The organism is Sporosarcina sp. Y352, from assembly GCF_056786535.1.
In genome coordinates, this window is the sequence record NZ_JBXCJE010000001.1 from 213,268 (window position 1) to 226,057 (window position 12,790).

11 protein-coding genes are annotated in these 12,790 nt (G+C 41.3%); 2 read left to right on the forward strand and 9 right to left on the reverse strand.

The window, feature by feature from the left end; genetic code table 11:
- The first annotated feature begins 140 nt into the window (after positions 1–140).
- Positions 141–1,115 (forward strand): AI-2E family transporter, encoded by a 975-nt coding sequence (locus tag AC1TO6_RS01175; RefSeq protein WP_482099771.1) that lies wholly within the window; start codon positions 141–143, stop codon positions 1,113–1,115.
- Here the strand turns inward: AC1TO6_RS01175 and AC1TO6_RS01180 are convergent.
- The 8 genes from AC1TO6_RS01180 to AC1TO6_RS01215 all read right to left on the reverse strand — a co-directional run bounded on the left by AC1TO6_RS01180 (position 1,105) and on the right by AC1TO6_RS01215 (position 11,012).
- Positions 1,105–1,488, reverse strand: coding sequence for an FxsA family protein (locus tag AC1TO6_RS01180; protein WP_482099772.1), 384 nt, complete (start codon positions 1,486–1,488; stop codon positions 1,105–1,107). The two genes, AC1TO6_RS01175 and AC1TO6_RS01180, sit on opposite strands and share 11 nt — an antisense overlap.
- Positions 1,489–1,549: 61 nt before the next feature.
- A complete protein-coding gene (pyk, locus tag AC1TO6_RS01185) occupies positions 1,550–3,310 on the reverse strand; it encodes a pyruvate kinase (protein WP_482099773.1) in 1,761 nt (586 codons plus the stop codon).
- A gap of 36 nt (positions 3,311–3,346) precedes the next feature.
- A complete protein-coding gene (gene pfkA / locus AC1TO6_RS01190) occupies positions 3,347–4,312 on the reverse strand; it encodes a 6-phosphofructokinase (protein WP_482100108.1) in 966 nt (321 codons plus the stop codon).
- A gap of 66 nt (positions 4,313–4,378) precedes the next feature.
- Positions 4,379–5,332, reverse strand: coding sequence for an acetyl-CoA carboxylase carboxyltransferase subunit alpha (locus tag AC1TO6_RS01195; protein WP_482099774.1), 954 nt, complete (start codon positions 5,330–5,332; stop codon positions 4,379–4,381).
- A gap of 1 nt (position 5,333) precedes the next feature.
- A complete protein-coding gene (accD, locus tag AC1TO6_RS01200; RefSeq protein ID WP_482099775.1) occupies positions 5,334–6,200 on the reverse strand; it encodes an acetyl-CoA carboxylase, carboxyltransferase subunit beta in 867 nt (288 codons plus the stop codon).
- Positions 6,200–6,856: a FadR/GntR family transcriptional regulator gene (locus AC1TO6_RS01205; protein WP_482099776.1), complete on the reverse strand. Its 657-nt coding sequence runs from the start codon at positions 6,854–6,856 to the stop codon at positions 6,200–6,202. The genes accD and AC1TO6_RS01205 overlap by 1 nt, the downstream gene beginning before the upstream one ends.
- Before the next feature lie 120 nt (positions 6,857–6,976).
- Entirely contained in the window at positions 6,977–10,054 is a 3,078-nt protein-coding gene (gene dnaE / locus AC1TO6_RS01210) for a DNA polymerase III subunit alpha (RefSeq protein ID WP_482099777.1), read from the reverse strand.
- A gap of 22 nt (positions 10,055–10,076) precedes the next feature.
- Positions 10,077–11,012, reverse strand: coding sequence for a DHH family phosphoesterase (locus AC1TO6_RS01215; RefSeq protein ID WP_482099778.1), 936 nt, complete (start codon positions 11,010–11,012; stop codon positions 10,077–10,079).
- Positions 11,013–11,104: 92 nt separating this feature from the next.
- Between AC1TO6_RS01215 and AC1TO6_RS01220 the strand changes: the two genes are divergently transcribed.
- Positions 11,105–11,425: a YtpI family protein gene (locus AC1TO6_RS01220; RefSeq protein WP_482099779.1), complete on the forward strand. Its 321-nt coding sequence runs from the start codon at positions 11,105–11,107 to the stop codon at positions 11,423–11,425.
- Between the two features lie 36 nt (positions 11,426–11,461).
- On the opposite strand, the gene AC1TO6_RS01225 is transcribed toward AC1TO6_RS01220, so the two are convergent.
- On the reverse strand, positions 11,462–12,769 hold the full coding sequence (locus tag AC1TO6_RS01225; RefSeq protein ID WP_482099780.1) for a DRTGG domain-containing protein: 1,308 nt from the start codon (positions 12,767–12,769) through the stop codon (positions 11,462–11,464).
- Positions 12,770–12,790 lie beyond the last annotated feature (21 nt).

Genomic DNA, 12,790 nt, shown 5'->3' on the forward strand with positions numbered 1-12,790 from the left:
CAGAATGCCAACTGATCTGCTAATAATTGTAATTAATCTACTTAAAAACGCTTACAACAACTATTATAATCAATTTTGTCATCTTTGTGAATGGATACGCTTGCTTTTGTTTTTTTAACTTGTAATGAAGGAGTTGTAGAATGTCCGACAATCGCAGCAAACAACAAGCTTTTCGCTTAATCCTAATAAAGTGGTTGCCTGTTATTTTGACGGGAATTATTCTGTTTACAGTCCCGCCAGCAGCAATCGCTGTCATTTTCGCTTATTTTACAGCACCTACTTTGCACGCCATCCGCACAATTACAAAGTTGCCTCTTACGATTGCAACCCTTTTTGTAATGACACTTATGCTTTTTTTAATAAGTGCTTTCACATACATTGCACTTCATGGTCTTATTGATACGGTGCCCGCCGTCGAAAAGCATATTGCACCTTTTACACAGAATACGGATCTTGCCAGTAAATTATTATCATTCCTTGAAGATAAAGTTGTGGAGTATGGACATGCATTATTGGAATACACGGTAACAATTATTTCCACTGTATTTCAACGACTTTTTAGTCTGTTCATTTTCCTAGTTGCATATTTTTTCGCTTTGCGGGAATCCGGAAAAAATCGTTACTGGTTTTTAGTCTATTTCCCTATCCAAATACGTAAGCCTGCAAAAAGAATATTTACGGAGTCCGGTAAATTAATTGGAACTTTTGTTTCAGTGGAAGCCCGATTATTTTTCCTTACCTTCTTAATCTTAACAATAGGATTCATATTTCTTCAATTCGAGTCACCAATTGGTAATGCTTTTCTAATCTCCCTTGCAGATAGCCTGCCGTTTATCGGAATCGGTCTTTTTCTCTTACCGATGGCCGCTTTCTTCATATATACGAATAACCTATTCATTGGAATTTCGCTCATATTACTCTATTTATTCGCAATGACGACACGACAAATGGCTGAATCGTATATGTGGGCATCTACCTTCCATTTGAAGCCTATCCATGCTTTTTTCATTACGGCGACTTCCTTTTATCTATTCGGGTTACCCGGTATGTTATTGACCCCATTCCTCCTATTTGCAGCACTAAGAGTCAGACGGCACCCCTTGTTTAGCGGATGACGAATTGTCCATTTTTCATCTTATTATAAATCCATTTTTGGATAAATGGTCTGATTAGATTCCTTGGTCCCTTAAATAGTAATAATAATCCTGTTAGATCCGTTAGAAATCCAGGCATGATTAACAAGATTCCTCCAAAAAGAATACAGACTGCATCAATCATTGCATCGCCGGGAGTCTCCATAACTGTCATACGTGTCCTAAGTTCAGTCCAAGCTTTCATCCCTTGGCGTTTGGCGAGGTAGGCTCCACCTATTGCCGTTATTAAAATAATTGAAATTGTTGGTAACAGACCAAGTGTTTTCCCCGAATAGATTAACAACGCGAGTTCAGCTGTCGGGACAGCAATGAAAAGGAGTACTAGCCATTTCACAATTAATTTCATCTCCTAAAAAGGCTGCTCACCGATTATTTCGGAAGCAGCCTCGATTTATTTAGAGTACGCTGGCGCGTCCATTATAGATAACACCTGATTCAGCATCCATTGTAACCTCATTGCCATGGCGAATCAGTTTTGTAGCATCTTTGACTCCGACAATTACAGGTATACCAAGACTAAGACCCACAATAGCACCATGGCTTGTTAGCCCGCCTTCTTCTGTTATTAGCCCTGCGCATTTTTCAATTGCAGGCATCATATCGCGATCGGAACCGTTCGTAACAAGAATCGCTCCTGTTGTATCATATGACAGTGCCTCATCAGCATTTTTAGCAACTATGGTACGGCCGAAAGCGACATCTTTCCCGATTCCTTGTCCACGCGCAAGTAAATCACCGATGACATGGATTTTCATCAAATTCGTAGTGCCAGCCTTTCCGACTGGAACTCCAGCAGTAATGATTACTACATCACCATGTCCGACATATTGATGTTTAACACTTTCTTCCACAGATTCCTGGAGGATTTCATCAATTGAACTCACTTTTTTACCAACAATTGGATAGACGCCCCAAACAAGTGACAGCTTTCTCGACACAGCTTCTGATGATGTAACCGCGATAACAGGACAACCCGGTCGGTATTTGGCTATCATTTTAGCCGTATGTCCGCTCTCTGTCGGTGCAAGAATGGCCTTCACTTTCAAGTTAATGGCTGTGTATGCAGCCGCTTGTCCAATGGCTTCTGTCATATTACCATGTTTTTCACGTCTTCTTGTTGAAACGACTGAACGGTAATCGATAGCCTCTTCTGTGGCACATGCAATGCGATCCATTGTACGTACAGATTCAACTGGATAAATTCCAGCAGCCGTTTCTCCCGAGAGCATGATTGCATCAGAACCGTCAAAAATCGCGTTTGCGACATCACTTGCTTCTGCACGGGTTGGACGGGGATTTCTTTGCATCGAATCAAGCATTTGCGTTGCAGTGATTACCGCTTTTCCAGCCTGATTACATTTTTCAATCAAATTCTTCTGAACGAGCGGAACTGCTTCAGGAGGAATTTCAACGCCTAGATCTCCACGCGCAACCATTAGGCCATCCGAGACAGCCAAAATTTCATCGATGTTGTCGACGCCTTCCTGATTCTCGATTTTAGGGATAATCTGTAAGTTAGAGCCGCCATTTTTCTCAAGAAGTGATCGTATTTCCATCACGTCCGAAGCACGCCTAACGAACGATGCCGCTATGAAGTCAACGCCCTCTTTAATGCCGAACAAGATATCCTCCGCGTCTTTCTCTGTCATTCCTGGAAGCTGGACTGAAACACCAGGTACGTTAACACCTTTGTTATTACTCAATGAACCTGAATTAACGACCAGTGTATGAATTAATCCCTGACTTTCATCCGTGCCTGTAACTTCTAACTGAATTAGTCCATCGTCTAATAATATGACAGATCCTTCACTTACATCCTCAATCAATTTTTCGTAACTGACTGAAAATACATTATTATTTCCTACAACTTGTGTCATGGAAATATCTATTTTTTCCGCTGCTACGAGTTCCACTTTTCCATTCTCCATCGAATGTGTCCGAATTTCAGGACCTTTCGTATCGAGCAAGATTCCGACAACTTTCCCCTTTTCACGTGCAACTTTTTTTATAGTGTCTATACGTGCTTTATGCTCTTGATGATTACCATGGGAAAAATTCAACCTGGCTACGTTCATGCCCGCATCTATAAGTTGTTCCAATAATTCTGGGGACTCACTTGCGGGACCAATTGTACATACTATTTTCGTTTTTCTCATCAACTATCGCCTCTTTTAAGTTTTTTGAACAACCAATTATATGGACAATTCCTGGGACATCTTGTACATTTTCTTATCAAAACCAGCTGATTGTTCGAAAACGTCCGTTAAGTCATAGTCTACCACCACATGATTTTGCATGCCAATAGCAATGCCTCCGCGGCCCTCTTTTAAAACTTCAACTGCTTTTGCTCCATACTGACTCGCAATAACACGATCTCTTGCAGAAGGGGATCCACCACGCTGGACATGACCCAGAACAGAAATCCGTGTTTCAATACCGGCTTCCCGCTTCAATATTTCAGCGAGTTCTGCTGCAGACATCACCCCTTCTGCAACAATGATAATACTGTGCTTCTTACCGCGACCCGTACCACTTTTTAGTCGTTCGATAATATCAGGCACTTCGTACTTCTCTTCGGGGATAAGTATCGTTTCCGCTCCACCCGCTAGTCCAGCCCATAAAGCAAGATCACCGGCATCTCTCCCCATCACTTCGACGATGAATGTCCGCTCGTGAGACGTTGCAGTATCACGTATCTTATCAATTGCATCAATGACTGTATTCAATGCTGTATCGAAACCTATTGTTAATTCTGTTCCGTTTATATCATTGTCGATCGTGGCCGGAACACAAACACATGGCAATCCAAGAGCCGTTAATTCAAATGCGCCTTTGAATGAACCGTCTCCACCTATTACAACAAGTCCATCGATATTGTGTTTCTTCAATTGTTGAAGTGCCTTTTCTCGCCCTTCAAGAGTTCGAAATTCAGCGCTTCGGGCAGAGCGCAACATCGTGCCTCCTCGCTGAATAATATCTCCTACGGAACCAAGTTGCAGAAGTTCAATTTTCCCTTCAATCAGTCCTTGATATCCATTAAAAACACCAGCCACTTCAAGACCTTCATAAATCGCTTTCCGAACAACAGCACGAACTGCAGCATTCATGCCTGGTGCGTCTCCGCCACTTGTCAAAACAGCTATCTTTTTCGTAGAAATCACTCCAATTCAGGATTAAATATTATTTTCTAAACACGAATAGATGCGGTTACCCGCATCCTATATTTATTCAGAAAATACACCAATCTGACGAAACTTATCATATCGATGATTAACGAGTTCATGACCATTCAATGTGTTTAGTTTTTCTAATGATTTGCGGATTGCATCTCCTAAATGAATAGCTTGCGCTTCTAGGTCACGATGTGCACCACCGCGCACTTCCGGAATAATTTCCTCGATAATTCCCATTTCTTTTAAATGTGGAGCAGTGATTTTCATTGCCTCCGCCGCTTGTTTGGCTAGACTAGAGTCTTTCCAAAGTATAGTCGCTGCCCCTTCGGGCGAAATGACAGAGTATGTGGAGTTTTCAAGCATGTGGATATGGTTTGCAACGCCAAGTGCTAGTGCACCTCCGCTTCCGCCTTCTCCGATAACTATGGAGATAACCGGAACAGTCAAGCCAGCCATTTCAACAAGATTACGGGCAATTGCCTCACTTTGCCCCCGCTCTTCAGCCGCCTTACCAGGGAAAGCCCCCTTTGTATCGATGAAACACACAATTGGTCTTCCGAATTTCTCCGCCTGTTTCATTAGGCGCAGAGCTTTTCGGTACCCTTCAGGATGCGGCATTCCAAAATTTCGCTTGACGTTCTCTTTTGTATCTTTTCCGCGTTGATGGCCAATTACTGTAATTGGTCTCGATTCGAATGAAGCAATTCCACCTACAATAGCAGCATCGTCACCGTAAGCTCTATCACCGTGCAATTGCATGAAATCTTTAAAGAGCATATTTATATAATCCATTGTTGTCGGACGTTCGGGATGTCTTGCCACTTGAACCCGATCCCAAGGTTCCATATTTTCATAAATTTCTCTTTCCAACTTTTTCAATCGCATTTTTAACGTATCGATTTCATCAGAAAGATCAACTGAGTTGGTCGTTGTATACTCTTCAAGCTCGATGATTTTTTCACGTAGCTTGACGATTGGTTCTTCAAATTTCAACGTTTTACCCATTTCAGTTCATCCCCCTTACATGAAGTCGCAAAATTTTAGATAGTGTTTCTTTCATTTCAGCGCGGTGTACGACAGCATCCAATTGGCCATGATCTAGCAAAAATTCTGCAGTCTGAAAATCCTCCGGTAATTTTTCTCTGACAGTTTGTTCAATGACACGTCTACCCGCGAATCCGATTAGTGCTTTTGGTTCCGCTATATTAATATCACCTACCGAGGCAAAACTTGCCGACACACCACCCGTCGTTGGGTATGTCATCACAGATACATAAAGTAATCCTTCGCTCGCATGCCGATTAAGCGCGACACTCGTTTTAGCCATTTGCATGAGTGATAACACTCCTTCTTGCATGCGTGCACCACCACTAGCTGAAAATATGATTACCGGTATGCCAAGTGCAGTTGCTTTTTCAATTGCGCGAGTAATCTTTTCCCCGACAACTGATCCCATTGAGCCCATTCGGAAATGGGAATCCATTATTGCAACAGCTACTTCTAGTCCATCAATCTTTCCTGTTCCAGTGAGTACGGCTTCGTTTAACCCTGTTTTCTTAGAATCCGACTCAACTTTTTCAGTATAAGCGGGGAAACTAAGGGGGTTTTCCGTTTTTAAGTGATTATCAATCGATTCAAACGTCTCGTCATCGAAAAGACAAGCAACTCGTTCAGTTGCAGTCATTTTAAAGTGATGATCGCATTTTGGACAGACTTTCAATGTCTTAATTAAATCTTTTGTTAAAACAATATGTTTACATTCCGGACATTTAGTCATTATTCCTTCAGGAACGTCGTTTTTAGCGTCGACGGAAGGAATTGTAGTTGTATTTTTATGTTTATTTCTATTCTTACTAAATAGATCTCGAATCATTACAGGCTTTCCCCTCTTTCACTTTCAACTAATTCAATCCATTCCGAATAAGCTTCCAGTGTTATAGTAGTATTTCCTTCACACAAATTGTGAAGCAATTTTTTTATAATATCGTTTTCAATCGTTTCGGTCATGCTCTCGAATGGTACTTTGCTGTATTGTTTTAGTAGAAACCAAATTTTCAAAGATAATCTGTTACCGGTTGCGACAATCATCTCCCGGATAAGATCTTCCCGTAAGATTTCCCCGTCTTTATCAACTTTCTTCAATAAACTACCCCATACTGGCAAAATCCTTAACGTAGCATCATTACACACAGCCATAATCGCTGCTTTTTCATGGATTCTTCTTGTTTCCTGAACATCATTCACTGAGTCGGTCTGTTGCATGACGAATGCAGCAAGAACCTCAACGAGCTTATGCTTTTTGTAATCCACAAGAAAGGTCCCTTCACCGCGCCTGGTTTCAATTATCCCTAGTAGCTCTAGACTTCGCAGCGCTTCACGAATCGTAGACCTGCCCGCTTGCAAGCGCTCCGCAAGCTCACGTTCTGAGGGTAGCTTTTCACCCGTTTCAATACCTTCTTCTCGAATTATCGATTTAAGTTCTTCTACAATATCAAGAAACATTTTTGAAGTCGGTTTTGTATTATGCATTCACGGACCCCTTCGGAAATATATATGATGAAAAGTGGTCAGACCACTTCTGTCTATAGCATACAGAAAACGCTGCTGAACGTAAAGTGAAACCCAATTAAGGAAAAACCTACAGCATTTTCATAAATCCTTTGTTTGTTGAATAATTATCTGCGGTTTCCCATTTCGACGTTCGACAGTCCCCTCAATATGAATGATTGCCATCTCGATAAGAAGCGGATTCGAGAGCGCGTATTTTTGTGGAAAAAGCGTACAAGAAATTGAGCCCGTTTCATCTTGAATCGTGACAAATGCCATCGATTCCCCTTTTTTCGTTCGTATTCGTTTGATTTCAGTTATAAGGCCAGCAATTTTCACATATGTTCTATCCGCTAAAGAATCGATTGAGATGATGGTATTATAATTACCCCCAGCTGCTTTCTTAACCTCAGCTGCAGGATGTTCTGATAGATAAAAACCAAGGACTTCTCTTTCGTATTCTAGCAACATCATCCTTGGCATTGTGCCACCAGGAGAGTATTTCGGACTTGCGACTGATCGCATCACTTCGCTGAGAAAATCGTCGCCATCATCAGGACGGATGAATAATGCGTGGGATATTGCTGCATCAATCGACGTTAACAGGACTGCACGCGTTTCACCAAATACATCCAGTGCCCCAGCCTTAACAAGCGGTTTAATCGATTTCTCAGTGAATACCTCACCCCCGAGAGATGCTGCCATTTCAAACAGCGTTTTCCAATTACCGCCAGACTTCCTAGCTTGCTTAACTGCATTATAAAAAGTGGGTGTTACGCCTTTGATAGCTCCAAGACCAATTCTTATTGAACCGTTTTCAACAGTGTACATATACTTACTGCGGTTAATAGAAGGAGGAAGAACTTTAACATCCCTCGCTTCAGATTCACGCATCAGTTCAATTGCCTTCTCATTGTTTCCAGTGGTTGAGGAAAGAAGGGCTGCGTAAAAATAAGCGGGTTCATTCGCTTTTAAATAAGCTAGTCTATAAGAAATAAGTGAATATGCGACTGCATGGCTTTTTGGAAAGCCGTAATCCGCAAACTTCACAATGAGGTCATAGATTGCAACAGCTGAATTTTCAGGATAACCGTTACTGACGGCTTTTTGTGTGAAATGAATTCGTTCTTTCTCTAAGTTCTCCCGATTCTTCTTGCTGACCGCACGCCTTAACAGGTCGGCTTCTCCCATAGTGAATCCAGCAAAGCGAACTGCAATCTCCATGATTTGTTCTTGATAAACGATAACACCGTATGTTTCTTTTAACACCGCTTCGAGCTGTGGGTGAATATAGGTAATTTGTTCGTTATCATTTTTGCGTCGGCTATAAAGAGGGATATTCTCCATCGGTCCCGGTCGATACAAAGCAGTGATAGCAAAAATATCTTCAAACTTATTTGGACGGATTAATCGGAGTGCATCTCTCATTCCATCTGATTCAAATTGAAATATCCCCGTCATATCCCCAGTTCTAAAAAGCTCAAATGTTTTTTCATCATTAAGTGGAATATCTTCAAAATCGATTCTGATTCCTTTATCGTAAGAGATCATTGACCTAATGCGGTCCAGTAGAGTTAAATTACGCAACCCTAGAAAATCCATTTTCAATAATCCCTGTTCTTCGACGTCTCCCATTGGCCACTGGGTCAAGTAGATGTCATCCGAACCGCTTTGAAGTGGTACTACATCAACTAGCGGGACTGGTGATAAAATAAGTCCCGCTGCATGTGTTGATGCATTGCGCGGTAGCCCCTCTAGCTTAATTGCAGCTTCTAACCAGTCATTTCGTACTGGATCAATTGCAATCCAATCACGAAGCGCCTTTGATTCTGCAACTGCCTGTTCGATTGTAATTCTGTGTCTATTAGGAATTTCTTTTGATAAATAAGCCATCTCTTCATTTGAAAAATCGAAAACTCGAGCTACATTACGGACAACTGATCTAGTGGAAAGCGTACCAAATGTAATAATTTGTGCGACATGCATTTTCCCATATTTCTTTGCAACATAGTCAATCACTTCAGAACGACGGTTGTCTGCAAAATCGATATCGATATCCGGCATCGTCACTCGACCCGGATTAAGAAACCGTTCAAAAATTAGTCCATATTTTATAGGATCTACATCAGTTATATCAAGGGCATAAGCAACAAGCGACCCTGCCGAAGAGCCCCGTCCGGGACCCGTAAGTATTCCTTGTTCTTTGGCATAACGCATAAAGTCCTCGACAATTAGGAAGTAGTCTGCGAATCCCATTTCACTAATAATTCCTATTTCATACCGTAGGCGCAAATCATACACTTCTTCCACCTCACCGAGCCGCCGTTTTAAACCTGCAGCACTGTTTTTAGCTAAGAGGGATGTTGAAGTCTCCTCCAGCGGAACTGGAAATACCGGCATCAGCGATTGAGTTGGCGGTAATGTTGCGTCGCACGATAAAAGGATATCTGACATATTTGAAAGCCATTGAAGTCTGTCTGAAAACCAATCAACAAGTTCGCTTTCTTCAGGGAGATATGCTGTCTTTGTAAGATTATGAGGCCTTGCTGGGTCATTAAGTTTATAACCCGTACGGATTGCTTCGGCGACTTCATACGCAAAAGCATCTTCTTTATGGATATACCTACTTTCATAGACAGCGGCAATAGGTATGTTTGTTGAAGCTGCAATCATTTCAATTGCAGCTTCATCAGGATGTTTTATGCCTCCTGATCTATCGATGCCTATAATAACCGAAGATGTGTCACACCCCTTTATCATGCGAGTAAAATCATCTTCGGTACGAGAAGTGTTCCATGAATCATCTGTCATCGGACAAAAGATTATACATCCCGAGCTATAAGCCTTCAGCCATTGAATGGGTAGTGTTTCAGACTCTCTCACAGAAACCGCACTGCTCATCTTCAGAAGGTTTCGATATCCTTCATCATCTTTTGCATAAACGTAAAGAAGGACGGCTTCCTTTTCTCCAGTTTCCAAGTACACAGACAAACCAATCACTGGGCGGATTCCAAATTTAATCATCATTTTATAAAAAGGACGGATGCCATATAATTTAGAATTGACAATCGCAACAGATGTAGCCCCTCTCCTTTTCAGAAGTGGGGCTAAATCCTCGATTTTTATGATTCCGCGCAGAAGATCTGCACCCGTCACTACTTGCGGATAGACAAGTGTCAATGTAATTCCTCCGCTCGTTTTCCTACATGCAAAGTTCTTTTAACTTTCCAATGACTTCATCTGTTTTTTCCCAAGAATAGACAGACGCGCCAGCTGCGAGTGGATGACCACCGCCTCCATATTGTGCAGCCAACGAATTAATAACCGGTCCTTTTGAACGAAACCTAACCCGAATCTGATCGGCTTCCTCAATAAAGATAATCCAGGCTTTAATTCCCTGTACATCCCCTAGTGCACCTACCAATTGGGAAGTATCCGAAACTGATACCCCAAATCTTTCGAGTAGTGCCTTATCCAGTTTCACAAAAGCTGCACCATTTTCGTCAATTGTGAAGTTTTGATAAATATATCCTTTAAGATGTAGTAATTCCCGCTTCATCTCATACATTCCTGCAAACAGTTCAGTTCTATCAAAATCAAATTTGATCAAATCACTTACTACTTCAAATGTATTTACAGTCGTGCTGGGGAATAGGAAACGTCCTGTATCTCCTACAATTCCTGCAAATAAAAGTCGGGCGGCATCAGTGGTCATTTTCCAACCATAATGTTCTTTTCCTACTTCGTATAAGGAGTAAATCATTTCCGATGTTGAACTTGAATCAGTATTAACCCATTTTACATCACCATAAGGATCCGCATCAGGATGATGATCAATCTTCATGAGTAAAGCACCTTCAGTATAGAACTCGCCGTCAATTCGCTCTATATTTCCTGTATCGGTGATAATCACTAGAGCCCCTTCATAAAACGATTGTTCGACATGATCCTGCAAAGTCAAATATGTAAGTGTCTCATCATGTTGGCCTGTTGCAAAAACTTGTTTTTCAGGATAATTAGCTTTTAACAATTCTTTTAACCCTGACTGTGAGCCATACGCATCCGGATCAGGTCTTATATGACGATGAATAATGATTTTATCGTATTTTTCAATTGTGTCGATGATTTGTCTTTTCATAAACGATTCCTCCAAGCTTCGATATATTCCGGTCGCAATCTATTCGAAAAGCCGCTACAATGTAATAAGTTTGTATGTAATGGAGGGCTTTCATGTTAACTATAAATTTCTTTTTAGTATTTTTCATAATCGCATCTGCGGTCTTTTATTTCTATTTCAAGACCAGGCAATTTCGTACCAAACAGTTATTTCCAATTCGCAAAAAAATGTATGCGAGTATGGCGGGTGGTTTTCTAGGTAGCTTGTTACTCTTTTTTGGAATTAATCAGCTGATGCTTTTTAATGGCATCACAACTTATATCATTGCAGCCTTGTTCATCGGCCTTGGAGCTTATGTAGGCATTTTCAATTATCGAGCCTACAAACATTATAAAAGTTTTGTCAAAGAAGAAACAGAGTTGAATGAAAACTGATGCGCTTATGTGCATCAGTTTTTATTTTCCACTTCTTCATCGTTCAAATAATTGATACATAATCATCGCTTTGGCAACTAAGTCACCTTCAGTTAAAATATCAAAATCGACTTTTACAAAACGTCTACTCATATGCAAAATCCTTGGTATGACAACGACTACACTGCCGAGTTGAACGTGTTTTATAAAATACAGCGACATGTTTTCAGGTACACTTTCCCCCCGTTTCCGCATCTTAATGGCTCTATTACCCGACTCGGTCAAAAGGGTCGTCAATGCTCCATAAGACAGGGAACCAAACTGATTTGTCATTTGTGGAATTACTGTAAACTCAATAGTATGGGGTTGCTCAGGTATCGTTTTCATCTGATTCTTTATAATGTCGTCAATTGTTTCTCCCTGCTGCGGTTGACGTTGCGTCATCTGCATCGCTTTTAAAACATCCTGTCGACTAATGATACCCGTGAGGATTCCTGCGTCTGTTACTACTGGTAGAAGATCAATGCCTTCCCAGATCATACTGTGTCCTGCGGAGGCGACAGATGTCTTACCGGTAACAGTAATTGGATGACGGGTCATTACTTTTTCAACTAATTCATCATTCATTTTACCAATCGCATCACGTGATGTTATTACCCCGACAAGCTTCCCACTTTTCTCCACAACGGGATAACCAGTATGGGCCGATTTATCATTCACTTCATGAAAGCGTGTGACCTGATCTTTTGCTGAAATCGTAATTGTTTCTGCTAGAGGCGTCAAAATATCTTCTACCAGCAAGATTTCTTTTTCGATTAACTGATCATAAATTGCCCTGTTTAACATCGTTGCTACTGTGAATGTGTCGTAACTTGTTGAAATAACGGGTAGGTCCAATTCATCCGCCAGTTGTTTCACTTCATCGGAAGCATCAAATCCACCTGTAACAAGCACCGCGGCACCAGCTAGAAGCGCTGTTTCATGTGCCTTCAATCTATTCCCCACAATCAAGAGACTACCTGCATTAATGTAACGCAGCATATCATCAAGTTGCATTGCCCCAATAACGAACTTGGTCAACGTCTTATGTAAACCACTGCGTCCTCCGAGCACTAGACCATCAACAATATTAACCACTTCTGCAAATGTCAGTCGTTCGATATTCTCCTTCTTTTTCCTCTCAATCCGGATTGTACCGACACGTTCGATCGTATTAACGAGTTTTTGGTTTTCTGCTTCTTTAATCGCCCTATAAGCTGTTCCTTCACTTACAGAAAGTGCTTTCGCAACTTGACGTACTGAAATTTTTTCACCAACGGAAAGTCCTTCGATATAACGAAGTATTAGTTCATGTTTTGTCGCCATGTCTTCACCTTTTCTCTATCA